This window comes from Paenibacillus sp. 01T424 (assembly GCF_056398745.1).
This window is the reverse complement of the sequence record NZ_JBFTPZ010000015.1, coordinates 53,429-79,267: the sequence shown is the minus strand read 5'-3', so window position 1 is coordinate 79,267 and position 25,839 is coordinate 53,429. Positions and strand designations below refer to the sequence as shown.

Here is a 25,839-nt window from a genome sequence, read left to right as displayed (position 1 = left end):
TTCCGCAGCTATAGGGATTTTTTTATTCAATAATATCTTGAATATGCCATGGGGACTTAGCGGTTTCTCGTTTGAACATAAAGGTATAAACACTGCTTCGGCGAGGCTTATTCAGCTGATGGATGGATACAGGCAATCTTATTTCGGTCGTTAAAGCATCACCAAGCTCATCGGTGTGGATCTGACCTTTGGATTTTGGCGGGATTTGCTCTCGTATGGAAACGAGTGACTCCATAACATGTAAGATGGAAGCGAGCTTTTCCTTTGGCATTTCTTTGGCGAGCGGAAGCAACAACTCATGGTCTTGATGATACATCGCTTCAACGAAGCTTCTAGCCAGAACGCTCGGCGGAACAGATTCGAAATAAGGTTTGATTTGTCCAGCAGCCTTATGTACCATCATTTGGTGCGCAGGGTCTGGAGTATCTGATTTATGGGTGGAGCTGCCTAGAAAATGAATGCAAAAGTGTCCAGAGAAGCCATTCTCCGGAATGCCGTCTCCGCCATGCGGCATGCCATTCATAGAAGCAGCGATCCAGGTGTCGCCGGAGTGGACGAGTATGGCCTTTCTTTTCCAGCTCCATTTGTCATTATAAATTTGCTTCATAACACGGGAATCTTCTTTCGTTAACGGCTGAACATCTGCATGATCGCTGCCTGCGCGCCGTTGTACATGGAAGGTTAATCCCGTCTCCAGCTCCGTCACGGAAAACATGCTTTTTTTAGGCAAAAGCTCCGTTGCTTGCTGCCATGTCAACAATTTCCCGTAATGCTGTGTCCGCAAACCTTCGGCTAACCGAACCAGCTTCTTAGCTAGCTTGTCAGGCAAAATTATTTTTTCTGCTTTTGCTTCGTTCCAGAGCTGTCCTGAGCGATCCAAGCGATAATGTACCGTTTCAGCAGACTTTAATGCGATGTCTATATCGGAGTAATAGTCTATCTCAGCTTCAGGAACATGCTTGGATTGACGCAAAGCGGCATTTATTTCTTGGCTTTCAATTTGCAACTCGCTCATAAATGAGGATTGTTGGCCAGAGCGGACAGTCATAATCATTATATGTTGCTGCTGCTGCTCATTTGATTTTTTGGGCTTCAACATCAACGTCTGTGCAGCGGCATCGTTGGCTTGTAAGGTTAACAGCGATATAAGAACGAATATAACAACAGCTGCTTTTCTCCAGATCCGGGTCATAAGTTGTCCTCCTCCAATCACAATTGTCGTTATCTTTATATTCAGCCAATTTCCCGTTAATTATGTGGTCACCGCGTATGCATGCTTCTGCCTAAAATGATTCATACTAGCACGGATACTACCGTATAGGGGTGATTAACGACAATGGGATTGCCGTGGATTCTGGCCATATTGTTTTTGTTCCAGCAAGGAGCATATTCTGATTCTTTAGTTATCGAGCATGAAGGCCATGCGATTTCGGAAATGAAACGTGCACAGTATAGCGATTCGATGACTGGCATTCCGCTCGTTAATCAAGAGAAGCTTGATAAATTTATGGATGAGCTTGATAAACGAGTGCAGAAGCCTCCTATTAACGCAGCGCTTGATGGAGCGGGGAGAATCATGTCCGAGCAGACAGGAAGTAAGCTTAATCGGAAAGCGTTCGAGGAGCTGTTTTACAGCTTTATTTATGAAGGGGAACTATTAAAGCTTGAGGCTCCTCTGCTAACGACTTATCCGAAAGTAGACAGTGAGCTGCTCTCGAACATCAAAACCAAAAAAATTGGACTCTATGCTACATACTACAACTCACGCAACAAAAACCGTTCTCATAATGTTGAATTAGCTGCGAAAGCAATTAATAACCATGTCGTTTTCCCGGATGAACGGTTTTCTTTTAATGAGGTTGTTGGCATGCGGACAAGGGAAAAAGGGTATTTGCGTGCTCCAGTCATTGTGAGGGGAGAGGTTTCGGAAGACGTCGGCGGTGGTATTTGTCAAATTTCATCTACCCTCTTTAATGCAGTGGATCGGGCAGGACTCAAAATTGTTGAGCGCTATTCACACAGCCGGCATGTCAAATATGTTCCGCCAGGACGCGATGCGACGGTAAGCTGGTATGGGCCGGACTTTGTGTTTCAAAATAAATATGATCAGCCTGTACTCATTCGTGCTTATGCGCAAGGAGGGCAGGTCAGCATCGTTATTTGCTCTTCGGAAGACGTTAATGCAAAAACGAGACAAGTGCCCAGCGCCTCAAAAAAATTGCCTGAGGAAATCAAGCTGGAGATGGATGCTGGCGGTTCGGAGCCAAAAAAATAAACATGAAAGATTAGATAAGAGACTGCCGAATGGGCAGTCTTTTTATTATGTAATTTATTGCTAGATCTCAATTGCAAAGGTAAAGTAAAGCAAGTAAGAGATGCTTATGGATTACAAAATTGTTTTTTCGATGTAGATGGAACGATTACGCACCAAGCTGCTGATTTTGTTACCAAAAAGTCGAGCGAGGACGGAATTGAGTTTTCGCTCAAAAAGTATGGGATTATATAACCCTTTCCTTCTTATATGAAGATGGGCGCTTTTTTGATGATGGTTTGGTACGTAAGGGTTGACACCGCTAAGCGATTTCGTGATGATGGAGTAGAGCATGTAGCGGAAGGAGCTGACCGAGATGAATTTAATAGTGGAACAACCAGCAGCTCGCTGGTACAAAAAAGAAATGGGTCTTTCCGATGGTGAAGCGATTCGTATTTACGTTCGCCTGGGCGGCTGCGGCAGCGTTCATCCAGGACTTTCACTTGGCATTATGAAGGATGAGCCCAAGACAGCGGGACTTCGTGATGTCGTAGAAGGTATTACCTATTTTATAGAAGATGATAATCTGTGGTATTTGGATAATAAGACGCTTCGCATTTCTTTTGACGAGAAGTATGAAGAAATTAAAATGGTTGTGGAATAACCACATGGCATAGCAGGACAACAAAAAAGGAGCAGCTCCAATAGGTCATAAACCTTAAGGAGCTGCTCCTTTTTTGCGTGTTGGCGCTTATTTGCTACTTATCAAGAGGCGATTCTGCTTCAGTTTTGTCCTGGCATGAGCTTTTTGAGCAATTGCAGCATTTGCCGTTATGACGATGACCAGCTGCCTTGTCTTTATCATGCGGTGCTCCGTTTTCTGTATTCTCCTTGTTATCCTCATTTAAAGATGCCTGTATGTCCACTTTGTTTACCGCCATCCTCTCATTTGCCGATCACTTATTTCTATTATAAAAGAATGATCATGGAGGCCACATCGGGGAACCTCCCTATTTGCTAATCAGCTTTCGCTTAGAAACCCTTAGCTATAGTTCAGGGAGTTCCCCGACATACAAATGGAAGAGAATCCCCTAAACTAAAGGTGTAGCAAACGAAAGCGAGCACAGCATAAACGATTAACACCACACATTAGGAGGATTTCATATGGAGCATGCTCCTTTGAGAAGGGTTGAACAGCTTGCTTTGAAGAAGCAAAAGGTGTTTCTGACAAGCAAGCTGAGATATATATTGCGAGCCATGTTAGCGAGTATGTTTATCGGATTTGGCGTAATCGTAGCGTTTAAGACAGGCAGTTTTTTCTATGAGTCACATAGTCCGCTAACCTATCCAATGGCGGCGATAACGTTTGGTGCAGCAATCATTCTAATCGCATATGGCGGAGGAGATCTTTTTACAGGAAACACCTTCTATTTCACCTTTGCAGCTCTTAGGGGCAAAATGCGCTGGCTAAACGTTGTAAAGCTATGGTGTGCAAGCTACGCAGGCAACTTTCTAGGTGCAGTTGCTTTCGCCCTTCTCATATGGGCAACCGGATTGTTCAGCGATGCATCCGTTAATGGATTTTTACTCAGTGTCGTAGAGAAGAAGCTTCACGCTCCGGTATGGGAATTGTTTTTCCGAGGTGTATTGTGTAACTGGCTGGTCTGCTTAGCGTTTTTTGTTCCGATGTCACTGCGCGGAGATGGGCCGAAATTGTTCGCTATGATGCTATTCGTATTCTGCTTCTTTATTTCAGGCTACGAGCACAGCATCGCTAATCTTTGCACCTTTGCCATTGCGCTTGTGCTGAATCATCCGGGAACCATTTCACTCGAAGGCATGATTCATAATCTTGTACCTGTAACACTAGGTAATTTAATCGGTGGCTCCGTCCTTATGGGCGTTATGTATTATTTCGTAAACAAACCATTTGAAGAGGTGGAATAACAATGAAAAAATCAAAAGTTGTCGTTATTGGTGTAGGAGCAGTAGGATCCACAACAGCCTATACGCTGCTGCTTCGCAGCCGGATGGATGAGCTTGTGTTAATAGATGCGAATGCAGGCAAAGCAGTTGGGGATGCGCTTGATATGAATCACGGGATGCCATTCCTTGGTCAGACTAAAGTATGGGCAGGCACTTATGAGGACTGCAAGGATGCGGATATCGTCATCATTACAGCTGGAGCAGCTCAGAAGCCTGGGGAGCCAAGGCTGAATCTATTAAAGCGCAACATTGCCATCTATGAAAGCATCGTATCCGAAGTATTGAAATACAATGATGACGGCATTCTATTAATCGCGACGAATCCGGTAGATATTATGAGTTACTTCTGCCAGAAAAAGTCGGGCTGGCCAACTCACCGTGTAATCGGTTCAGGCACATTGCTCGATAGTGCTCGTTTCCGCTACCTGATCGGCGAGCGATTGCAGCTTGACCCGCGCAGCGTACATGCCCATATCATTGGGGAGCATGGGGATTCCGAGCTTCCATTATGGAGCTTGGCAAACGTAGCTGGTTCGTCCATCTCGCTTAGCGAGGAAGAAAAGTCAGACATCTTTACGCATACGAGAGATGCAGCCTACGAAATCATAGAAGCGAAAGGTGCCACTTATTACGCTATTGCGTTAGCACTGGATCGCATTGTAACTGCGATATTGTCCAATGAGTCGGCTGTACTCAATGTATCCACGTTAGTTGAAAACTACCACGGCATATCGGATGTATACATGGGTGTTCCGTGCGTTGTTGATCGCAATGGAGTAAGAGAGGTGCTGGACATTCCGATTACAGAGGAAGAAAAAGCGCTGCTGCACCGTTCGGCGAACAAGCTGAAGGAACTGATTGAAACGATCTCGGTTTAGACAAAAATAAGAGGAGCTGATCGTCATGGTAACCAAATGGCTAAGCGAAAACAAATATGCAGCGGGCTTAATGCTTGTGCTGCGGGTGTACTTGGGATGGCAATGGCTGAGCGCTGGTTGGCATAAGCTTGGCGGATTTGATGCCAGCGGATTTTTAAAAGGAGCTATCGGCAACCCTGTAATGGATAAAGCGACAAACGAGTTAGTTTATCCGACGTTTACTGCATTTCTAGAACATGTTGCTCTTCCGAATGCAGGCATCATTAACTTTCTCATTCCCGTTGGTGAATGTTTGGTAGGGCTTGGACTTATCGTTGGCGCACTTACGACAGCTGCAGCATTCTTCGGATTATTAATGAACTTCATGTTTATGTTTGCTGGTACGGTATCGACTAACCCTTGGATGCTGCTGATCGGAATTATCGTATTCATCGCTGGCACGAACGCAGGTAAATTCGGTATTGATTACTTTGCCCTTCCTTATCTGCGCAAACTATTTAAAAAATTCGGCAACCGCGGCGATAGCGGATATGCTGACAACAAGACAATCCCTCGTTAGAGCGGAACGAATGTAAGGAATAAGGGTTGCTCCTCAAGTAGGTATCTACTTTTGGGGCAACCCGTTTTTTTTGCTCGATTGACATGAACTCTTTAGTTTGTTACTTTAATTATATATATTCGTATTGGTTTAGTTGGATTTAAGTGAGTGGAGGTGTGTCAAATCAACATTGAGAATATAGAAGCATTCGTCTATGTCATCCATTGTGGAAGCTTTAATAAAGCAGCTGACGCGTTGTATTTGTCTCAGCCTTCTGTAACAGCAAGAATTAAGTCCCTTGAGCAGGAGCTCGACTGCAAGCTGTTCGATCGAAATGGCAAACAGATTCAAATAACGGAAGACGGTAAACGATTTCTCCCTTATGCCCAACAGCTGCTGCTCATCTATCAGAAGGGCAAGCAGCATATTAATCAGAAGAAGTCTTTGCCGAACGAGTTCCGAATTGGCTGTACCGTGTCTGTCTCCAATTATATTATTCCTGACTTATTACCTCGCTTAAAGAAGAAATTCCCACACACTCACTATAAAATCGTCACAAGCACCACGGATGAGATTGTGAATAAAGTGCTGAGCAAGGAAGTAGATATTGGCTTTGTTCGCAAGGTGAATCATCCTAACCTGCAGTCGACCAAGTTCTATGAAGATCCAATACGGCTGCATGTGTATCATGGGCATCCGTTCTTAACAACGGAAAAGCTGACGGTTGAGGCGATCGCTGAGCAGCCGCTCGTTTTTTTTGAATGCGGCTCATTGGATTGGCTTCGCATTCATCGTATATTCGAGAATTTGGAGCTGCCGCCGAACATTCAAATTCAGACGGATAATTCTGAGATGGCCAAAAAGCTTGTCATTCAGAAAGCAGGCATCGCGTTTCTTCCAGGCTTATGCGCCCAGCAGGAGCTGCAGGATGGGAAGCTTTATCCGATACGCGTCCCGGAGACGGAAGGCATTTTTTTACAGACGAACCTCATTTCGCATCATGGAGAGCATCTGGAATTTGTACATGCCATTACCGAAATAGGCAAGCAATTAGCAGATGCGGAGCTAAGCTTATCAGCAAATATAAATCTGTAATACAAAAACTCTATTATTCGAAAAGCGATGGGTATGGTACATTCATAATTACAGTTAAGCCGATATGAATAGTGCACTTAATCACATTCGTCCGCTGCTCCTACTGAAGCAGCGGACGTTTTTTGTTGATAAAAGCATCATTGGATTATTCAATTTTCTTATAGAAGATCTCTATAAGCTAGAGGATTGACGAAGCTGGCAGTCCGGTGGTAAAGTGAATTCAACATAATCCTTACTTAACAGGTAGGAATTATAAGGATTTAAACATTTGATGATTTGGGGGAAAAAGAAAATGAAAAAACGATTCGTTTTATCGATTGCACTCGTCCTTGCCCTTACAGTTGCTGGCTGCGGAAGCAATAAAAACAACACCGGCGGCAGTGCGGAAACAGGAAGCGGAGAGGCTTCCAAATCCGTAACAAAAATTGTTGTTGGCACAGGAACACAATTCCCTAAAGTTTGCTTTATAGATGAGAATGGTAAGCTTACTGGTTTCGATGTAGAGCTTGTAAGAGAAATTGATAAACGTCTTCCAGATTATGAATTTGACATTCAAACGCTTGAATTTACGAACCTGCTGTTAAGCTTGGAAACGAAAAAAATTGACATGATTGCACATGAGATGGAGCAAAATCCGGAACGCGTACAGAAGTACCTCTTTAATAAAGAGCCTTATGCGCACTGGAGAAACAAGATCATAGTAGACAAGGACAATAATTCAGTTCAAACGTTGGCTGATCTAAAAGGTAAAAAAGTGCTAACAACGGCAACAAGCGCAGCGGCAACGATTCTTGAGAATTACAATAAGGAAAACGGAAACGCGCTTGAGCTTGTGTATCAAAATGGCGGTGCAAACGACAACGTATCGCAAGTAACCTCAGGCCGAGTGGATGCCTTCCTCGCTGCTGACTTTACTTTATCGTTAGTTGATCCGAAGAAAGAGCTTAAAGCAGTAGGACCGGCACTGAGCGAAGCAGACATCTTGTTCATGTTCCGCAAGGACGATCCGGAGCAGCAAAAGCTTTCTGATGCAGTTGATGTGGTAATCAAAGAACTGAAAGCAGACGGTACGCTGGCTAAGCTTAGCTCAGAATGGCTGGGCGATGATTTTACTTCCCAAGAAAAATAAACCCAATTGAAAGGTGAGATGGCTAAGGTGGGAGAACCTTTTGATATCAGCTATGTGTTCGAGTATCTAATAAAGCTGCTGCCTACCTTGAAAGTCACTCTTCTTATTGTGGTGAGTTCCATCGTACTTGGGGTTGGCGTCGGATTTATCGTCGCCTTTCCCCAGCTTTATAAGATTCCGGTTCTAAGACGGTTTTCGCAGGTGTATTTATCTTTTTTTAGAGGGACGCCTATACTCATTCAGCTATTTCTGTTTTATTACGGCTTGCCTGAGGTTTTGAAGCTTTTTCATTTGGATGTAGCTAAAGTGCCGGCATTATATTTTGTCATCCTTACTTATGCGCTGCACAGCGGAGCTTATATAGCGGAGATGATTCGCGCGGCTGTCGGGGCAGTGGATCGGGGGCAGGTTGAAGCAGCTTATGCGGTAGGAATGACGGGTTTCCAAGCTTTTACCCGAATTGTACTACCTCAAGCCGTTTCGATTRCATTGCCGGTATTCTCTAATCTTGTCATTGCAAATTTGAAGGATACATCACTCGCCTTTTCGTTAGGTATTATGGAATTAACAGGAAAATCACAGACACTGGCTGTTATGTCCAGGCATTTCCTTGAAACGTATGTTTCGCTAGCGATTATCTACTTTATTTTGAGCTTTGGGCTTGAGAAGCTGTTCCATTTGATCGAACGCAGGTTATTGAAGCATGAGCGCCGCATCGCGGCAGAAGACAAAGAACCTCTTATCAAAAAAGATAAATCAAGGCGGTTTGCAGCCGGAATAGGCTTTGGCAGAGGAGGAAGGGAAAATGAAGCTTGATTTCGCATTCATATGGACGGCGTTTGTTCAGCTTTTGAGCGCGGTGCCAACGGCTTTGGCGATTACGTTCGTTTCTGTTTTTTGCGGCTTCCTCATTGGGACATCTGTAGCTGTCATTAGACTTTATAAGATTCCAGTCCTTTATCCTATCGCCGTTTCCTATGTTACCGTCATCCGCGGAACTCCTATGCTAACGCATTTATTGCTTATTTATTTCGGTTTGCCGATTATCGTAGATGGTATAGCTGAGGCGTTAGGCTTATCGTTCCGTTCGGTCTCGATTCCCATGATAGGATTCGCTTATATTTCTTTCTCGATTACGGCTGGCGCATACATGTCTGAGGTTGTCAGATCGGGACTGCTTGCGGTTAACCGCGGACAAATGGAAGCCGCGTATTCCATTGGAATGACGACCTCGCAAGCGATGCGCAGAATTGTTTTGCCCCAAGCCTTTGCTGCCAGCTTGCCTAACTTATCGAACTCGGTAATTGGCATGCTGCACGGATCAACGCTGGCTTTTACAGTGTCTGTCGTTGACATTAATGCTAAAGCGCAAATCGTTGCTTCAACAAACTGGAAGTTTTTTGAGGCGTACCTTGCCGCAGCTCTTATTTTCTGGGGATTAACCTTTTTCATCGAGCGACTGACCGCGTTAGCCGAGAAGCGCTTTAACCTGTACAACAGAGGCGGTGTCTCATGATTAAGCTGACGCAAATTAGGAAGAGCTTTGGACGCAATGAAGTGCTCAAAGGAATCGATCTTACAGTCAAAAAAGGCGAGGTCGTTGCGATACTCGGGCCAAGCGGCTCCGGGAAAACAACGCTGCTGCGCTGCATCAATTATTTAGAGAAGCCTAACGACGGTCAAATTTCGATTGGTGATTTCACCGTTAATTGCAAGCGTCCCGATAAAAAAGGAATCCATACGCTTCGGCAAAAAAGCGCAATGGTTTTCCAGCAATATAATTTATTTAAGCATAAGACGGCAATTGAAAATGTAATGGAAGGTCTCCTCATCGTTAAGAAGCTTCCGAAGGAAGAGGCGCGGCAAAAAAGCGAGGAGCTGCTTGAAAAGGTTGGTCTTGGCAATAAGCTGCATGCCTATCCGAGCGAGCTGTCTGGAGGACAACAGCAGCGTGTAGGCATCGCTCGCGCGCTGGCGCTGAATCCAGAAGTTATTTTGTTCGATGAGCCGACTTCGGCGCTTGATCCAGAGCTGGTTGGCGAGGTGCTTAGCGTAATTCGCAAAATCGCAAAAGAAGGCATCACGATGATTATCGTGACCCATGAAATGAGCTTTGCGCAGGATGTTGCCAGCCATGTTGTCTTTATGGATGGCGGAGCGATCGTTGAAGAGGGCAGGCCTAACGATATTTTCACTAATCCAAAAGAAGAACGAACCAAACAATTTTTGAAACGGATCACACCTGAGGGTGTCTATTCCATCTAACACATAGAGGAGCGAATCAATATGTCACTCAAAATTGGCATTCTGGATCAAAGTATAATTTTTCCCGGTCAAACTGCTGCTGAAGCCTTGGCGAATACCGTGAGGCTGGCGCAATTGGCAGAAACGCTTGGTTTCGAGCGCTTCTGGGTATCTGAGCATCATGATTCTCCCGGGATGGCGGGGTCCTCGCCAGAGGTGCTTATTGCTTATTTGCTGGCTCAAACATCATCCATTCGCATTGGTTCAGGCGGCGTAATGCTCCAGCATTACAGCCCTTATAAAGTGGCAGAAAATTTTAATGTGCTTGCTTCACTCGCTCCAGGAAGAGTTGAGCTTGGCATCGGGCGAGCGCCAGGCGGATTGCCGCGTTCTACGAAAGCTTTGCAGAAGGGCGTAGCGGAAGCCGATACTTTAGCTGAGAAGCTGACAGAACTGGAGCAGCTGCTCCATGATAAGACTGGCGAAGAGCATCCGCTGGCTGGGCTTGTTGCAAGTCCGCTGCCGAAGCAGCCTGCTGACATTTTCTTGCTTGGCACAAGCTTATCAAGCGCGGAGCTGGCTGCGGAGAAGGGTTATCCGTATGCTTTTGCATTATTTATTAATAACGATCCGGATACGGCTCAAAAGGCGATAAATACGTATCGGAATAAATTTAATCGGTCGTTTGGCGGAGAGCCTAAAGCGATTCTAGCATTGTCAGTAATAGCGTCCGATTCGGAAGAAGAAGCGAATGAGCTGGCAGGTCATTTTAAAAATGTGAGAGTTACGCTGGCAAGCGGCAAGACTGTAAACGTAGGCACGCTGGAACAAGCGAAGGAATTTGCTAGGCAGGCGGGAGAGACATTTACAGCAGAGGAAAGGGATGCGGATATTACCCGCGGCACCAAGGAGATGGTTCGCAAACGACTGCTTGAAATTGGGGATCAGTATGGCGTGGATGAGTTTATTTTTACGACGATTATTCCTGATTTCGCCAAGCGTGTACGATCCTTCGAGCTGCTTAAGGAAGCCTTTGAAGGAGAGTTGGTATGAGCGATTTCTCAGCTGAATTCATAGAAGAGAAGTTGATAGCCATTCGAAGGCAGCTGCATCAGCATCCTGAGCTTTCTCATGAGGAGTTTGAGACGACGGCTTCCATACGCGGCTGGTTAACGGAGGCGGGCATTCGAGTTGTTGATTATGGACTTCAAACCGGTGTCATTGCAGAGATTGGTGGATTGCATGGCGGCCCGATTGTCGCGGTTCGCGCGGATATAGACGCACTGCCGATACAGGAGGAGACGGGTCTTGCATTTGCTTCAACAATTCCGGGTAAAATGCATGCCTGCGGACATGATTTCCACACGGCGTCGATTATAGGAACTGCTCTTTTGCTCAAGGAACGGGAGCAGGAGCTGCAAGGAACGGTGCGCTTGTTGTTCCAGCCTGCGGAAGAAAAAGCAAAGGGCGCTCAGAAGCTTATTGCAAGCGGAGCTTTGGAAGGCGTGAGCGCGGTGTTCGGCATGCATAACAAGCCGGATCTCCCAGTTGGAACGATTGGAATTACAGGCGGGCCAATCATGGCGGCAGCTGATGGCTTTGTCGTTGAAGTGGAAGGCCGCGGCAGTCATGCTGCAGTACCTGAAGCGGGTCTTGATCCGATCGTAACCGCGGCGCATATGATTACGGCGCTGCAATCGATTGTAAGCCGCAGCGTAAGTGCGCTGGACAGTGCGGTTGTTAGTGTGACAAGGCTTCATGCGGGAACCGCTTGGAATATTATTTCGGACAAAGCGGTATTTGACGGTACGCTGCGTACGTTTGAAGAGCATGTCCGCACGAAAGTGCGCGAGCGCTTTGATCAGGTCGTAAATGGTGTAGCATCGGCGTTTGCAACGAGTGCGAAAGTGAAGTGGCTGGAAGGGCCGCCGGCAGTTGTCAATGATCAGAAATGGGCCGATCAAGCTTCGATAACAGCGAATGCTCTTGGCCTTGCAGTGGTGAAGCCTACGCCTTCTCCGGCAGGCGAGGATTTTGCGTTTTATTTGAAGGAAACCGAAGGGGTGTTTGTGTTTTTTGGCACAGCCGGCTCACAGGAATGGCATCATCCAGCCTTTGATTTAGATGAGAAAGCATTGCCGATTGCAGCTTCTTTTTTTGCTTCCCTTGCTGTGGATGCTCTGCGCAAGCTGACGAGCGAGAATACGCTGGGAGGACGACAACATTCCGAAATCATATGACGTGATCATCGTTGGGGCAGGCTCTATGGGGATGAGCGCAGGTTATGAGCTCGCAGCCCGCGGAGCAAGGGTACTGCTCATTGATGCTTTTGATCCGCCGCATAATATGGGAAGCCATCACGGCGAGCCGCGTCTAATCCGGCATGCCTATCATGGCGGCGATACTTATGTGAAGATGGCGCTTCGTGCTGATGAGAGGTGGCTGGCACTCGAGAAAGCGACGGGGGAAAAGCTGCTGGAGCGATCGGGCGTGCTCAATATGGCAGAATCGAGCTTTTACAATTATGAAGGCAGATTAGGCGATGCTATTGCGAATGGCGTTCAAGTGGAGCTGCTGCGTGCGGAAGAAATTAATCGGCGTTTTCCAGGTGTTCAATTAGCTGACTCCTTCCAAGGGATGTACGAGCCGAATGCGGGTTACTTATACAGTGAAAAATGTGTAGCTGCTTATAAGCAGCAAGCTATAGCAGCCGGAGCGGAGCTTCTGGTAAACAGCTTCGTTACAGATATTCAGGCGAATGCTTCAAGCGTCACCGTTCATACGAAAGAAGCTGCTTATACCGCACAGCAAATCATTATTACCGCCGGCGCATGGTTTGGCATGCTCGCGAAGCATGTTAAGCTTCCCATTCGTGCAGTTCGCAAAGTAGTTGGGTGGTTTGAAACGCGTTCACCCGCTTTTGATGCAGGCGTATTTCCCGGTTTCACTTGGGGAGGAGCGATGGGAGGCTACTACGGCTTTCCGAGCATTGGCGGCGCAGGAATTAAAATTGGCAGACACGATACAGGCGTGGAATGGCAGCCAGGTGAGCCGATTGCTCCATTTGGTGCTTATCCGGAAGATGAAGAGGATCTTCGCCGCGCGCTTGCCGCTTTTGTTCCGGATGCGGCCGGCAAGCTTTTGCGGGGTGCAGTATGCAAATACGAGTTTACGCCTGATGAGGATTTCATTATTGATGCTCATCCTGAGCATCATAATGTGCTGCTTGCTGGCGGTTTTTCCGGTCATGGCTTTAAATTTGCGAGCGTGGTAGGCGAGATTTTGGCTGACAAAATACAAAAAAAGAATACAGGCTATGATCTGAGATTATTCGAGCTTGATCGTTTTAGCAGGGCATAACGCTATTACTTTTGTTATTCACGAGGAGGATTTTAAATGAGCGAACCCATTGTCGATATTCATGCATTTGTGAACGTATATGATCAAATTGAGCAGGAATTGGAAGGGCTGTCGGATCACCAGCTGAAATGGAAGGCTGCCCCTGAGTCATGGAGTGTGACCGAGGTGCTCGCTCATCTCGTTGATCACAGCATTATCGTATCCTTTCGCATTCGTGAAATCTTGTCTGGCTCCGAGATAAGGCTGCCTTCCTTTAAACAGGATGCTTGGGTGTCTGGCCAAAGGGCAAATGAAGGCGATGTTAAAGATATTTTGCTTGCTGCACGTTCACTTGTTCAATATAACAGCCTGTTGTTTAATCGTTTGACTGAGGAAGAATGGAGCAAGACCGGCATTAACTTTAAAGGTGAGCCCGTATCAATAGCTGTGATCGTACCGGCATTTGTGAAGCACGTGCAAGGTCACTTAGGTCAAATTCGTCGAATCAAGCAGGGAGAGCTGGACTCTCGCAATTAGATTAATGCCATTTTTTAAGGTATAGCCATTGTGATCATATAAAGGGAGAGCAGGTGAAGAAGCATGTCTGATACAGCTGTCATTATTCGTAATGCTGAGCTTGAGGATCTAGATGCTACACGGGAAGTACTTATTGATGCTTATGGCCAATATGAGCAAGTGCTGTCTGAAGCGGCATGGAATCAATATAAAGAAAGCATACTGGAATCTGTTGAAGGAGCAGCAACGAAGGCGCGTTTAGTCGCGGTGCTGGGCGGGAAGATCGTTGGAAGTGTGTTCTTGTTTGATTCCTCTGAAGCGGCCTATGGACGGCCGGAGCTTCAAATTCATTCACCGATTATTCGCCTGCTCGCTGTATCACAGGCAGCACGCGGCTTCGGCGTAGCGACGGAGCTTATCCGTGCCAGTGCAAAGCTTGCAAAGGAATGGGGAGCGGAGACGCTGCATCTTCATACTTCAGACATGATGGATTCAGCTGTAAGGCTGTACGAGCGCCTCGGCTTCGAGCGCGCATTCGATAAGGATTTAATGAACGGGGAAACGCTCGTTAAGAGCTACCGGCTTCAATTAAAGGAAGCATCATTATTGCAGGTAACTTAGCAGGACTGCTGCTTTTGCTGTCAAAAGATCAATCATACTATGTTCATTAGGAGGCTGTTTATTATGGCGAACCGCAAGCAACTTAAGTTTGGCGCATTGATTCATGGTGTGGGAGGCAATATCTCGGCATGGCGGCATCCGGAAGTGCCGGCTGATGCGAGCGTGAACTTTAAATTTTATACGGAGCAGGCACAGACTGCTGAAGCGGGTAAGTTCGATCTTGTATTTATCGCTGACGGTCTATATATAAATGAAAAATCGATTCCGCATTTTTTAAATCGCTTTGAGCCGATTACGATTTTGTCCGCGCTGGCAGCTGTTACGTCCAAAATTGGATTGGTTGGCACATTATCGAGCTCATATAGTGAGCCGTTTACGGTTGCAAGACAATTTGGTTCTTTAGATCATATTAGCGGCGGTCGTGCTGGATGGAATGTCGTTACATCTCCGCTTGAGGGCTCGGCAAGTAATTTCAGCAAAACGGATCATCCGACACATGATGAGCGCTACAAAATTGCCGAAGAGTATTTGGAAGTGACACGCGGCTTGTGGGATTCTTGGGAGGACGATGCTTTCGTCAGAGACAAAGAGTCAGGTGTGTTTTTTGATCCGTCTAAGCTGCACCGTCTAGATCATAAAGGCGAGTATTTCTCCGTTCAAGGTCCGCTTAATATTGCTCGCTCGAAGCAAGGGCATCCGGTTATTTTTCAAGCAGGCTCTTCTGAGAGCGGCAAGAAGCTGGCTGGCAAAGCAGCAGATGCGGTATTCACAGGCCATGACAATATCGAAGATGCCAAAGCATTTTATAAAGACGTGAAGGATCGTACGGTGGCTGAAGGCCGTTCGGTGGATGATATCGTTATTCTTCCTGGCATTGGTCCGATTATTGGACGCACGGAAGAGGAAGCTGAGCGCAAGTACCAAGAGCTGGCAGAGTTAGTGACGATCGAGAATGCTTTGAACTATTTAGGGCGTTTCTTCGAGCATCATGACTTCTCTCAATATCCGCTTGATGAGCAGTTCCCAGAGCTTGGTGACCTCGGTCAAAACAGCTTCCGCAGCGGCACGGACAAAATTAAAAAAGTAGCGAAAGAGAAAAATCTGACGCTGCGCCAGGTTGCGCTTCAATCCGCGACTCCGCGTCCGCAGTTCATTGGTACGCCTGAGAAAATTGCAGATCTGATTGAGGAGTGGCATGAAGAGGGAGCAGCAGACGGCTTCATTATTCATTCTTCGATTCCAAGCGGCTTGAATGATTTTGTTGAGCTGGTTGTTCCAATTCTCCAAGAGCGCGGCATTTATCGCACTGATTATGAATCGGATACGCTGCGCGGCAATCTCGGCTTACAGATTCCGGCGAATCGCTATACGAAAGAGAAAGTGAATAGCTAATTGATTTTACAATAAGGGTTCTTCATTTTATGTTGAGATAATGAAAAGTCTTAAGAGGGTATAGAGCTGGCTGCTTGGGTAGACTTGTATCGTGCGTTCCGTTAAATGGAGGTGCAATACGATGAAATACGAATTGGGCGATTGCCTGCTGGAGCAGCGATTAAGCGAACGCGGGTTATCGCAGGCACAGCTTGCAGATGCACTGATGGTGAGACCCGAGAGGATCGGCGACTATATCGACAACAAACGAATCATGCCGCTTAAGGTAGCGATTTCGATAGCTGCAACGATTAAATGTGCTGTACCCGAACTCTATGAGTTGCGGACATCCAACGAAGTAGAATAATGATCCAAAGAAAAATAGCCCTGTAGGTCTTCTACGACCTGCCGGGCTATTTACGTTATATAATAACTGCTGGATGAAGAATGGTCTGAATGATTGGGTTGATCTCAAATTCTGATGTTCATGATATAATTCACACATATTGTACGGAGGCGACAAACTTAGGAGCTGACATCATATTATGAATATGGAAAATCACCTTATACTGTGGAACCTTGTTTCGCTGAAAATATGGGATGTGCAGCGAGCCGAGCTTACGATTGGCGGCAATTTACACACCTCTCAGCTTACGTCGAGTACTCTATTATACGCGATAAATGGCCGTGCTCGGCTCCTTCTGGACGGGGCTGGGCATCAATTGGAGAGTGGGTATGTATGCCACGCCGGCAAAGGCGCAGTTGTTACAATTTGTGATATCACCGACCATTTAGAATATTATATGATTCAGTATAAAGCCACTCTGCCGCTGCCATGCAGCCAAGACTTACTTCAATTGCTGGCTAGCACGGAACCATTTGAAATCCAATATGGTTTTGCGGCGAGTCATGCTGCTCCACTGCTCCAGTCCTTGTCCCGTATGGAGCAGGAGTGGAACCAGCCGGAAGCGATTGCGAAGCTGCAGGTAAAATCATTATTTTATCAGTTTATTTGCGAATTGATGGGGCAACTGCAGCACAGGCGGATGGAGCAGGCTTCTCCGGATGTGGTGCTTGAGGCTGTTAGATATATGGATTCACACTATGCCGAACCGATTACAGCAGACACACTTGCAGCATTATTGAATTGCAGTTCTCGGACATTGCAGCGGATGTTCAATAAGCGGCTGTCTCTTGGACCGATTGACTACCTGATGCAGATTCGTATAGACAAGGCCAAGGAGCTGCTGTCTCGTACGAATTTAGGGCTTAAAAATATTGCTGAAGCAGTCGGTTATGAGGACAGCTATTATTTCAGCCGTTTATTTAAGCGTTATACGGGCGTTTCTCCAAGCATGTACCGAGAAACGATGCATCAAGCCAGAGGTGATGATTCGGAGAATGGCACGGTAATTGTGGCTAAGCTGGAATTGGAAAGTGGCGAAAAGAAGGCGGCATCAGATCCGCTGGATGCTGCTATTCGCCGCTCACAGCGGACGATTGTTCATCTCAAAGGCGAGCTGCTGCTCCAGCGGCAGCCACAGAAAATTGCTGTGCTGGACCCGCAGTTTATGGACCATATGCTGGCTCTAGGTGAGCTGCCGGCGGGCAGCGTCATCGTAAACGGAGATCATAGCAGTGTTCCTGAGTATCTAATAGACAAGCAGCGTTCGATTCAGTCCTTGGGAACGATGGCTGAACCCGATCTGGAAGCTTTGCGTGCTTTAGAGCCCGATCTGATCATCTGCACTGAGTTCCACCAGAATATTTATAGAAGCCTCACGCATATTGCGCCGACCATCATGCTAGAGCGAAATCGCGATTGGAGAGAAACCTTGCGAACCATCGGACGAATAACGGGCAAGAAGCTTGAGGCAGAGCAGGTCTTACAGCAGTATAAGCACAAAATAAGCGGGCTGAAATCGGCACTGGCAAACAAGCTGCATGGGCAGTCAGTTATGATGATTCGTCCACGGGATAATATCATTAGGCTGCACACAAGCGCTCATCGTACGGCAGCCATTCTATACAGCGATCTGGGGCTTCAACCGCCGAAGCTAGCGGTTGACCGCAAAAGGACCAGCTCTTTAATAGCTTTGGAAGGGCTGCCGGAGCTGGATGTTGACCATTATTTCGTATTGACCGACAACAAATATAAAGCTTGGTCGGAAGAGCTTCAGACCACTGCGACATGGAAAAACCTTCGTGCCGTGCAGCAGCAGCATGTTTACCACGCCAAATCGAGCATATGGATTGCCTATTACGGCCCAATCGCGATGAACCAGGTGGTCGATCAAGTGGCGGAGGTTTTCTTAAACGCCAAATAATTAAAATAGTGAAGCATGACTAGCGCTTCGATTTCCATTTCTTATATAAACACGGTTGCATCCGAATCAACGTATTCGAGCAACGGTGTTTTTTTGTCGCCACAATCCATGGGCAGTGGCGCAAATATCCATTGAAGATAACAGAGGGAGTCGTTATAGTGTTGTAAGTGAAGATGATTGTCATTCTCAACAAGAAAAAGGGGAGAGATTATACATATGTATTCAAAAATCAAATGGATTTGGACCATTAGCCTGTTAGTAAGTTTGGTTATGATTCTGGGCGCATGCTCAGACAGTTCAAACAATGGCAGCAGCAATGCTGGGGGAGGAACGACAAATCAGCCTCAAGCCCAAAATGGTGAGTCCGCTAACAGCGGCTCCGTAACAGAACCGGCCCTTGCAGCACCAGTCACGATCAAACATTTGAAGGGTGAATTAACACTCGAGAGCGTACCTAAGAAAATTGTCGTGTTGGACGTCCAGTACGCGGATCAAATGCTGGCGCTGGGCTTTCAGCCGGCGGGCAGCGTAATAGCCGAAACCGACAACGGACTTCCTCCCTATCTGGGCGATAAGATGGGCAATATCCCGTTACTTGGGACGTATGTAGAACCGAATTTGGAAGGAATCATTGCGATAGAGCCGGATCTCATCATTGCAACAGAATTCCATGATGATATTTACGAAGATTTACTTAAAATCGCACCGACGATCACACTAGAGCGCAATGAGGACTGGCGGACCGTACTTTTGAAATTTGGGCAAATCTTGAATAAGCCGCAAGAGGCGCAGGCGCTGGTTGATGGTTACAAGCAAAAGATAAGCGATCTGAAAGCAGCATTGGCAGATAAAATGAAGGGACAAACGGTTGCCTTGATTAGGCCTAGAGATGAAATGATTCGTCTCCAAACGACATCCCATCGAACTTCACAGATTTTGTATGACGATCTAGGTCTGACTCCACCTAAAATGGCAGTTAACAGCAAGGATTCAAGCATGATGATTTCTCTTGAAGTTATCCCAGAGCTGGCTGCCGATCATTTATTTTTACTTCAGGATGAAACGAATTTGGAGCTAACGACTGAATTTCAGAACACATCGATCTGGAAAAGCATGAGTGCGGTTAAGGAAAATCGGGTATATGAGGAAAACACAGCGCAGTGGATTGGTTATTATGGACCGATTGCCATCAATTTGATTGTTGATCAGATCGCGGAGGCGCTCAATTAAAACCTTTTTGAACGAAAATGCCAGAGGGGGATTGTGTATGAACAAGCAGTCGCAGCTCGCGCAGAATGAGAGGGATTATTTGAGCCAACATTTTGGCTTGTGTGAATATGATGGAACCCGCTCCGTCGGATCGGTGAGGGCTTTGGATTTGCTCGACATGGAGATGTGCTCCGACTATTTGGACAGGCTGACCGTCATTCTACACTCCCCATCGAGGATGGTCACAGCATCGCAGTTTTTTAAAAGGTATGCCTTCTTAACTACAGCACCGCTGCTGTACGCCATGACAGTTTACAACAAGGGACTGAATTTATCTGCAAGTAATTGTATTCTTGGATCGTCACCGGGCCACTCTTGGCTGGAGCATGTCAGTCTTGCCGATAGTGATGCTGCAATGCCTGAAGCCAGCGAGCGGCATGTTTGGCGCAATACAGTTATGCAAGCTCTTTTTGCTGAGAATTTAGGAAAATTAGTTGCGGTCATGTCTAGAGCAGCGAACGTGCCAAAACCGATATTATGGGAAAATGTTGCGGTTCGTATATTCTCGCTCTACGAGAAACGAATCGGATTAACGGGTGAACAGCAAGAGCAATCCCGAGCCCGAGCAGACTTTCAGTATGTGATTCATCAGGCTCCTGGTGCTTTATTTGGGGAAAAACAAAATCCGCTAAGCCGCTTTTATATCGAACCGACCTGCTCATCCGTTTCTAATACACCTATGCGGGTTCGCAAAACCTGCTGCTTCTATTATGAGGTCACAAGCGACAAAGAATACTGCACCAACTGCCCAAAGCTGTAGTGTTAAGGGGCACAAGTATTGTTCATCCAATTAACAGCATAAGCCTTAATAAATAACGCTGTCCAGCTCCCTGGGCGGCGTTTTTCTTGCTGCAGCTCTCTCAAATTAATAGCAGGGGTTCGCAAGTGCAATATGTTCATTAATTCGTGTGGCCAAACTTGTTCAATCCTTTTCCTTGCTATAACATGATGAAATAAGATAGGCCTTACAAAGGAGTAAGGCCATAATGAAACGAAGGTGGGGAATGTATGAAGCTAACGGAGCCCGAAATCGAAAAAAGCTTGGCGGCATGTGAAGGATGGAAGCGGGAGGATGGTAAATGGATAATCAAAAAATATCGCTTTAAATCTTTTCCAAGCGCTATCGCTTTCGTAAACGAGGTAGCGCAAGCATCCGAGCGTCTGAACCACCATCCATTCATAGCTATCGATTATAAAATGGTAACGCTCCGAATGACGACATGGCATGATGGCGGCCTTACGGAGCTGGATTTTACAGCAGCAGCAGCTTTTGACCTTGCTTATGCCAGCGCTTGAATATACCCTTGATTAAGCTGAATTTTCTAAGCAAATGTATGGAGAAAGATTAACAGGCTGCCCCAGACGATAAGTCCATTAGGCAGCCTGCTATTTTTTTATGAAAAACTAAACACCTGAATACGCTAAAAAACCGCCATCAACTGGAATCGTTGTACCAGTGACAAAACCTGCCGTTGTCTCGTCAGCGAGCCATAATAGAGTGCCCAGCAAATCTTCGGGTTTGCCGAAACGGCGCATCGGAGTATGGGAAATAATTTTGCCCGAGCGTTCGGTTAAATGACCATCCTCGTCCAATAGCAGCTTTCTGTTTTGCTCAGTCAGGAAAAACCCAGGAGCAATAGCGTTAACTCGAATGCCGGATTCAGCTAGATGAACGGCCAGCCACTGCGTGAAATTGACGATAGCTGCTTTGGCTGCACTATAGGCGGGTACCTTGGTCATCGGCGATGGAGCGCTCATCGATGAAATATTTATGATCGTTGCGCCCTGACGGCCAAGCATTTGCTCTGTAAAGATTTGCGTTGGAATAAGTGTGCCGATAAAGTTGAGATCCATGACGCTGCGGAATCCTTCAATGCTCAAATTAAACAGCGTCGTTGTATTTTCTGCGTGAAGATGCTCTGGCTTAAAGGTCTCGTTCGTCGTATTCGCGCTAGGATGATTGCCGCCTGCACCATTAATTAATATATCGCATGGACCAAGCTTATCGAGCACAGCCGCTGCTGCTGCTTTTGTGCTTTCAGCGTTGGTGACGTCACATGCGACAGCGATGGCGATCCCGCCAGCAGCCTGTATCTCCTCAGCTACGGCAATCCCTTTCTCAGCGGTACGATTGAGAATAGCGATTTTGGCGCCTTGTCTAGCAAGCTCAAGCGCCATGACTCGGCATAGTACGCCAGCACCGCCAGTGATGACAGCGACCTTGCCTTCAAATGACTCATGCTTAGGCAGCTGTGTCATGATTTGCCCTCCAAACCTGCAGTCGAAGCGGCTGCAAGCCGATACGCGTCCCAAAGCCCCCATAAATACATAATGCCGAGCGCGCGATCGTATAGGCCATATCCCGGTCTGCACTGCTCATCAAAAATATGACGACCATGATCAGGCCTTGCATATCCTGTGTAGCCCACCTCGTGATAAGCTCTCACAATGCCGGCGATATCAACGGTTCCATCTTCTGTACGGTGAGACGTCTCGATAAAGTCTCCGTTCTCATACACGCGGACGTTGCGGATATGGGCGAATGGGATACGATCTGCAAACTCATGAATCATAGAAATAATATCATTGCTAGGATTTGCGCCGAGCGAGCCGCTGCAAAGCGTGATTCCGTTAAACGGACTATCATAAAGCTTAAGGAAAGTTCTGAAGTTTTCCTGTCCTGTCATAATGCGCGGCAATCCGAACACAGACCATGGCGGATCATCCGGATGAATGGCCATTCGAATGCCGTTGCGTGCTGCCACAGGTATAATTTCATTTAAGAAGTAACGAAGATTTTCCCATAGATGCTCTTCGGTCACGCCTTGATAAGCCTCAAACAGCTTCGTCAAATGCTGAAGCCGCTCAGGCTCCCAACCCGGCATAGTTAGCGCTGAGTTCGCGTTAATTTCTTCAACAAATTGGAATGGATCGGCATCAGCTATTCGGCTATTTTCATAAAATAAAGCGGTTGCACCATTGCCCATCGGCTTGTGCAAGTCGGTGCGCAGCCAATCGAAGATGGGCATGAAGTTATAGCAAATAACTTTAACGCCAACGCTGCCTAGCTTCTCAATTGTTTTCTTATAATTGTCTATGTATAAATCACGCGACGGCAAACCAAGCTTAATGTCCTCGTGTACGTTAACGCTTTCGACGACATCGATATGCAAACCGTATTGCTCTGCTTGCTGCTTTACCTCCAAAATTCGCTCCAGCGGCCATTCCTCTCCTGCCGCAACATCATGAAGCGACCAGACGATACCGTCTGTACCGGGAATTTGTTTAATATAGCTAAGGGGAACCGTATCGTTGCCTTCTCCAAACCATCTAAAAGTCATTTTCATGCGTATCAATCCTCCCGTTTTATTTGTAGTAATGAGGATACTTTTCCTTAAGCACGGCCTGATCGGATATGTTCTGAGTAAGATGCTCCGTCATGAGCCGATCAGCAGTATCCGCATCTTGAGCTTCTACAGCTTCTGCCATCATGCGATGCTGCGCATAAAGATTTTCCCAGTGGAGATCATCCACCAGACGCAGCATACGGCTTCGATTGAGATGCCCATTCATTTGCTGCATATTCGACCAGGTGTTGCTCTTGCTGCAGCCTTCAAATAAGATGCGATGAAAAGCTTCGTCAAGCGAAAACATACTTTGGTTATCTTTGTTGTGAATGCTTTCCTGCTGAAGGTGAAGGTTGTTCTGAAGCTTGAGAAGGTAGGGCGCAGGAAAATGGCTGCACGCTAACCGAATGACAGCCCTCTCTAGATGCTCTCGCATAAATCTTGCTTCCTCTACGAGTGCAGTGTCGATTAATGAAACGAGTGTTCCCCGCTGTGGAAGCACTTGAACAAGACCCTCTTGAGCGAGTCTAAGGAAGCTTTCCCTAACGGGAGTACGGCTGACCTTGAACAAAATGGAAGTCTCATTCTCTGAAAGAGCTGTTCCAGGCGGCAGTTCCAGCTTCAAAATCTGTTCTCTTAGCTGCATATAAACGGAGTCTCTAGTGGATAGGGGCTGTTGACGTACTTGATAATCCATCGGCTCATTCCTTTCATCTTCACACTACCATACTACCATACAAGTATACAAGTGCGTAAGCGTAAATTTAAAATGCTAGAAGGGCTGCCCCAAAAGTAGAAGATCTACTTCTGAGACAGCCCTTCAATATGGTTCCATACGTTTATTTTGCGCTAATCGGCATTACTCCAAGTTGTTTCATTACCGCTAATAGGACAAGCAGGGAATTTTTCTCCCTTTTGGAGCTTATCTTTCTTGCCTGACTCTGAAATGTAGTTCCCAGCATGCTTAACAATTTCTCCCGTTCGATAAGAAGTATTCGTACTACTCATAGTAACTAGCACCTCCAGTTATTTTGTAGCAGGTAGATAGGGGGTTACCTGCTTATTCTTATTTACCCCGCTCAGCATGATATGAAACAGTTTGTAGTGAAAAAAGATAACTTAGCTGCTTGCGGCATTTTCCGTTTTTGCTTCAGTTCTCGTTTTCTCACGCTCTAATAGCGTTTTCAAATACGTCGACATCACTCTCGCTAGCTGATCGGATACTTCCATAAGACTCATATGTCCGACATTTTCAAAAGTAGTCTCCAGAATATGAGGGTATTTGAACGTCGTTTCTGGTTGATCCAGACTCGTAACCGTGAACGTATCATTAGGTTTAATGACACCATCCTCTGCGCCTGCTACTAGCAAAATAGGGTATTTGGCTTCTGCCAGCACATGGCTGCGGTCGGGACGCATCTTCATCCCCTCTAATGTAGCGATAGCAGCGTGTGCCTCCATCTCCTGACCTACTCCAATTAGCTGATTGACCTCGTCGCGCATTTCTCCGACTTTATCATCGGTAAATAGATTAGGAATGATACTGTACAAGTATTTTGAAATGCCTTTTTCGTGAATCGCTTCAATATCTGTATCACGTTTCTCCTTTGTTACCTCGGAGTCGGGAAGCACAGTCGAATGGATAAGGGCAAAACCTGCGAGCTTGTCCGGATATTTTTCTGCAAAGGCAGCTGTTACATAACCGCCCAAGGAATGACCGAACATAACAACCTTCTCAATTGCAAGTGCTTCCAAAAGTGCTGCAATATCCTCGGCCATAGTCTCCATYGTATACGGGCCCTCAGGAGCAGATGAACCGCCGTGACCGCGGAGATCAGGGATGATGACGCGATATTGATCACCTAATACAGGACAGATTTTTTGCCAGTATTGAGATGAGCCGCAAAAGCCGTGGAGCAATACAATGACGTCTCCTTTACTACTGCCACATTCTTCATAGACTAAATCGATGCCATTAACGTGTATACGCTGCTTTTCCATCGATCATCACCAGCCTTTTCTATTATCGATTTGTTTTGGTGTAGTCTCTTAACCTATTCCAGAGCTTCTGAAACATTTGAAAAAACGGATTATTTATTTCTTCATTAATAGCCCTATTTTCAATACGGAAGTCTGAGAATGGGTTGTTTCAAAGGTCAATAGGCTGGTTAATAACATGACAAGTTAACAAATTAACCAATCAACAAAAACAGCTTCAAAGGAAGGATGATTCCGATGTTAGGATGGGCATTATTATTTTTCATTTTTGCCATTGTCGCAGGCATTTTCGGATTTCTAGGCATTGCCTCCGCATTAGCCGGGATAGCAAAAATATTATTCGTCGTATTCGTTATTCTCTTTATTGTTTCTCTCATCGTTGGTAGAAGACGAGTCAGTTAACTTCATCTAACAAAGTAAAACAACACTAATCTAAACAAAACGATTCCAAACAAAAACGGAGGAGGAATTTATTATGAATCACTTATCCAATACGAAGGTACACACGGTAAACAACGCTGTCGAGGTGCAAGAGCAGGTTTATAAATTTCAAACGGAAGGTTATGCGAAGGACAAAATTTTTGTACTGACGCATGACAAGGACCGGACAAATCGTATTGCTGACAACACGGACGCTGAGAAAATCGGCATTTCCGAGGAAGGTCTAGGATCGGCGATCGCAAACATTTTCCGTTCGACCGGAGATGAGCTGCGGGCGAAGATGAGATCACTTGGTATTTCGGAGCAAGAGTCACAGCGTCTTGAGCGCGAGATGGATCAGGATAAAATCTTGGTCATCGCATGGGGCGGTAAAGAATATACAGGTGAAGAATTTGACCCTGCCGTATACTACTACCCTCAATACATGGGTTAACATCCGACTCCACAACTACCAAGAATTCAATCAGGGCCTATCCGCGAGGGTAGGCC

Annotated in this window: 30 protein-coding genes; 23 read left to right on the top strand and 7 right to left on the bottom strand. The window is 46.2% G+C overall.

All coding sequences use genetic code 11. The features are described from left to right. Positions 1-22: 22 nt before the first annotated feature. A complete protein-coding gene (locus tag AC1DPK_RS13985; RefSeq protein ID WP_477510687.1) occupies positions 23-1,192 on the bottom strand; it encodes a hypothetical protein in 1,170 nt (389 codons plus the stop codon). Positions 1,193-1,336: 144 nt separating this feature from the next. On the opposite strand from AC1DPK_RS13985, the gene AC1DPK_RS13980 reads away from it, so the two are divergent. Both AC1DPK_RS13980 and AC1DPK_RS13975 read left to right on the top strand, forming a co-directional pair. After that, on the top strand, positions 1,337-2,275 hold the full coding sequence (locus tag AC1DPK_RS13980) for a VanW family protein (RefSeq protein WP_477510686.1): 939 nt from the start codon (positions 1,337-1,339) through the stop codon (positions 2,273-2,275). A 352-nt stretch (positions 2,276-2,627) separates the two neighbouring features. Beyond that, positions 2,628-2,915, top strand: coding sequence for a HesB/YadR/YfhF family protein (locus AC1DPK_RS13975; protein WP_076269083.1), 288 nt, complete (start codon positions 2,628-2,630; stop codon positions 2,913-2,915). Positions 2,916-3,009: 94 nt separating this feature from the next. On the opposite strand, the gene AC1DPK_RS13970 is transcribed toward AC1DPK_RS13975, so the two are convergent. Continuing rightward, entirely contained in the window at positions 3,010-3,177 is a 168-nt protein-coding gene (locus AC1DPK_RS13970; protein WP_477510685.1) for a hypothetical protein, read from the bottom strand. A 238-nt stretch (positions 3,178-3,415) separates the two neighbouring features. Here AC1DPK_RS13970 and AC1DPK_RS13965 point away from each other — a divergent pair, with 238 nt between their 5' ends. The 19 genes from AC1DPK_RS13965 to AC1DPK_RS13875 all read left to right on the top strand — a co-directional run bounded on the left by AC1DPK_RS13965 (position 3,416) and on the right by AC1DPK_RS13875 (position 20,860). Next, complete coding sequence (locus AC1DPK_RS13965; protein WP_076269082.1) at positions 3,416-4,198, top strand: formate/nitrite transporter family protein; 783 nt, start codon at positions 3,416-3,418, stop codon at positions 4,196-4,198. A gap of 2 nt (positions 4,199-4,200) precedes the next feature. Continuing rightward, the gene (locus AC1DPK_RS13960) at positions 4,201-5,115 is read left to right on the top strand and encodes an L-lactate dehydrogenase (RefSeq protein WP_430059526.1); all 915 of its coding nucleotides are present in this window, start codon (positions 4,201-4,203) and stop codon (positions 5,113-5,115) included. Between the two features lie 25 nt (positions 5,116-5,140). After that, a complete protein-coding gene (locus AC1DPK_RS13955; protein WP_477510684.1) occupies positions 5,141-5,674 on the top strand; it encodes a DoxX family protein in 534 nt (177 codons plus the stop codon). Positions 5,675-5,836: 162 nt separating this feature from the next. Beyond that, complete coding sequence (locus AC1DPK_RS13950; protein ID WP_477510712.1) at positions 5,837-6,748, top strand: LysR family transcriptional regulator; 912 nt, start codon at positions 5,837-5,839, stop codon at positions 6,746-6,748. Between the two features lie 292 nt (positions 6,749-7,040). Further along, positions 7,041-7,877, top strand: coding sequence for a transporter substrate-binding domain-containing protein (locus tag AC1DPK_RS13945; RefSeq protein WP_076269079.1), 837 nt, complete (start codon positions 7,041-7,043; stop codon positions 7,875-7,877). Between the two features lie 27 nt (positions 7,878-7,904). Next, positions 7,905-8,693 (top strand): amino acid ABC transporter permease, encoded by a 789-nt coding sequence (locus AC1DPK_RS13940; RefSeq protein WP_477510683.1) that lies wholly within the window; start codon positions 7,905-7,907, stop codon positions 8,691-8,693. After that, complete coding sequence (locus AC1DPK_RS13935) at positions 8,683-9,393, top strand: amino acid ABC transporter permease (RefSeq protein WP_076269077.1); 711 nt, start codon at positions 8,683-8,685, stop codon at positions 9,391-9,393. The genes AC1DPK_RS13940 and AC1DPK_RS13935 overlap by 11 nt, the downstream gene beginning before the upstream one ends. Next, entirely contained in the window at positions 9,390-10,142 is a 753-nt protein-coding gene (locus AC1DPK_RS13930; RefSeq protein WP_477510682.1) for an amino acid ABC transporter ATP-binding protein, read from the top strand. The genes AC1DPK_RS13935 and AC1DPK_RS13930 overlap by 4 nt, the downstream gene beginning before the upstream one ends. A 21-nt stretch (positions 10,143-10,163) precedes the next feature. Beyond that, a complete protein-coding gene (locus tag AC1DPK_RS13925) occupies positions 10,164-11,174 on the top strand; it encodes an LLM class flavin-dependent oxidoreductase (protein ID WP_477510681.1) in 1,011 nt (336 codons plus the stop codon). Beyond that, on the top strand, positions 11,171-12,361 hold the full coding sequence (locus AC1DPK_RS13920) for an amidohydrolase (protein ID WP_477510680.1): 1,191 nt from the start codon (positions 11,171-11,173) through the stop codon (positions 12,359-12,361). Before AC1DPK_RS13925 ends, AC1DPK_RS13920 begins: the two co-directional genes overlap by 4 nt. Next, entirely contained in the window at positions 12,345-13,481 is a 1,137-nt protein-coding gene (gene solA, locus AC1DPK_RS13915) for an N-methyl-L-tryptophan oxidase (RefSeq protein ID WP_477510711.1), read from the top strand. Before AC1DPK_RS13920 ends, solA begins: the two co-directional genes overlap by 17 nt. Before the next feature lie 36 nt (positions 13,482-13,517). After that, positions 13,518-13,997 carry a DinB family protein gene (locus AC1DPK_RS13910; protein ID WP_477510679.1) on the top strand — a complete coding sequence of 160 codons (480 nt, stop codon included), beginning with the start codon at positions 13,518-13,520 and terminating at the stop codon, positions 13,995-13,997. A 63-nt stretch (positions 13,998-14,060) separates the two neighbouring features. Beyond that, complete coding sequence (locus AC1DPK_RS13905; protein ID WP_477510678.1) at positions 14,061-14,597, top strand: GNAT family N-acetyltransferase; 537 nt, start codon at positions 14,061-14,063, stop codon at positions 14,595-14,597. A 63-nt stretch (positions 14,598-14,660) separates the two neighbouring features. Continuing rightward, entirely contained in the window at positions 14,661-15,989 is a 1,329-nt protein-coding gene (locus AC1DPK_RS13900) for an LLM class flavin-dependent oxidoreductase (RefSeq protein ID WP_076269071.1), read from the top strand. Between the two features lie 121 nt (positions 15,990-16,110). Continuing rightward, complete coding sequence (locus AC1DPK_RS13895) at positions 16,111-16,335, top strand: helix-turn-helix domain-containing protein (protein ID WP_477510677.1); 225 nt, start codon at positions 16,111-16,113, stop codon at positions 16,333-16,335. 178 nt (positions 16,336-16,513) lie between these two features. Beyond that, positions 16,514-18,295 carry an ABC transporter substrate-binding protein gene (locus tag AC1DPK_RS13890; RefSeq protein WP_477510676.1) on the top strand — a complete coding sequence of 594 codons (1,782 nt, stop codon included), beginning with the start codon at positions 16,514-16,516 and terminating at the stop codon, positions 18,293-18,295. Positions 18,296-18,511: 216 nt separating this feature from the next. Continuing rightward, positions 18,512-19,525: an ABC transporter substrate-binding protein gene (locus AC1DPK_RS13885; protein ID WP_477510675.1), complete on the top strand. Its 1,014-nt coding sequence runs from the start codon at positions 18,512-18,514 to the stop codon at positions 19,523-19,525. A 37-nt stretch (positions 19,526-19,562) separates the two neighbouring features. Further along, complete coding sequence (locus tag AC1DPK_RS13880) at positions 19,563-20,324, top strand: IucA/IucC family C-terminal-domain containing protein (protein ID WP_477510674.1); 762 nt, start codon at positions 19,563-19,565, stop codon at positions 20,322-20,324. 248 nt (positions 20,325-20,572) lie between these two features. Then, positions 20,573-20,860: a 4a-hydroxytetrahydrobiopterin dehydratase gene (locus AC1DPK_RS13875; RefSeq protein ID WP_477510673.1), complete on the top strand. Its 288-nt coding sequence runs from the start codon at positions 20,573-20,575 to the stop codon at positions 20,858-20,860. Between the two features lie 108 nt (positions 20,861-20,968). Here the strand turns inward: AC1DPK_RS13875 and AC1DPK_RS13870 are convergent, their stop codons facing one another. The 5 genes from AC1DPK_RS13870 to AC1DPK_RS13850 form a co-directional block, all read right to left on the bottom strand. Further along, positions 20,969-21,823 carry an SDR family oxidoreductase gene (locus tag AC1DPK_RS13870; RefSeq protein WP_477510672.1) on the bottom strand — a complete coding sequence of 285 codons (855 nt, stop codon included), beginning with the start codon at positions 21,821-21,823 and terminating at the stop codon, positions 20,969-20,971. Next, positions 21,820-22,911, bottom strand: a complete 1,092-nt coding sequence (gene uxuA / locus AC1DPK_RS13865) for a mannonate dehydratase (RefSeq protein ID WP_477510671.1) — start codon at positions 22,909-22,911, stop codon at positions 21,820-21,822. Before uxuA ends, AC1DPK_RS13870 begins: the two co-directional genes overlap by 4 nt. Positions 22,912-22,930: 19 nt before the next feature. After that, on the bottom strand, positions 22,931-23,608 hold the full coding sequence (locus tag AC1DPK_RS13860) for a GntR family transcriptional regulator (RefSeq protein WP_477510670.1): 678 nt from the start codon (positions 23,606-23,608) through the stop codon (positions 22,931-22,933). Positions 23,609-23,760: 152 nt separating this feature from the next. Then, the gene (locus AC1DPK_RS13855) at positions 23,761-23,919 is read right to left on the bottom strand and encodes a hypothetical protein (protein ID WP_179089827.1); all 159 of its coding nucleotides are present in this window, start codon (positions 23,917-23,919) and stop codon (positions 23,761-23,763) included. A 111-nt stretch (positions 23,920-24,030) separates the two neighbouring features. Next, complete coding sequence (locus AC1DPK_RS13850) at positions 24,031-24,912, bottom strand: alpha/beta fold hydrolase (RefSeq protein WP_430059548.1); 882 nt, start codon at positions 24,910-24,912, stop codon at positions 24,031-24,033. 234 nt (positions 24,913-25,146) lie between these two features. Here AC1DPK_RS13850 and AC1DPK_RS13845 point away from each other — a divergent pair, with 234 nt between their 5' ends. Together AC1DPK_RS13845 and AC1DPK_RS13840 are read left to right on the top strand one after the other, a co-directional pair. Continuing rightward, positions 25,147-25,311, top strand: coding sequence for a DUF1328 domain-containing protein (locus AC1DPK_RS13845; protein WP_076269061.1), 165 nt, complete (start codon positions 25,147-25,149; stop codon positions 25,309-25,311). 73 nt (positions 25,312-25,384) lie between these two features. Beyond that, positions 25,385-25,783, top strand: a complete 399-nt coding sequence (locus tag AC1DPK_RS13840; RefSeq protein ID WP_076269060.1) for a YflT domain-containing protein — start codon at positions 25,385-25,387, stop codon at positions 25,781-25,783. Positions 25,784-25,839: the final 56 nt, after the last annotated feature.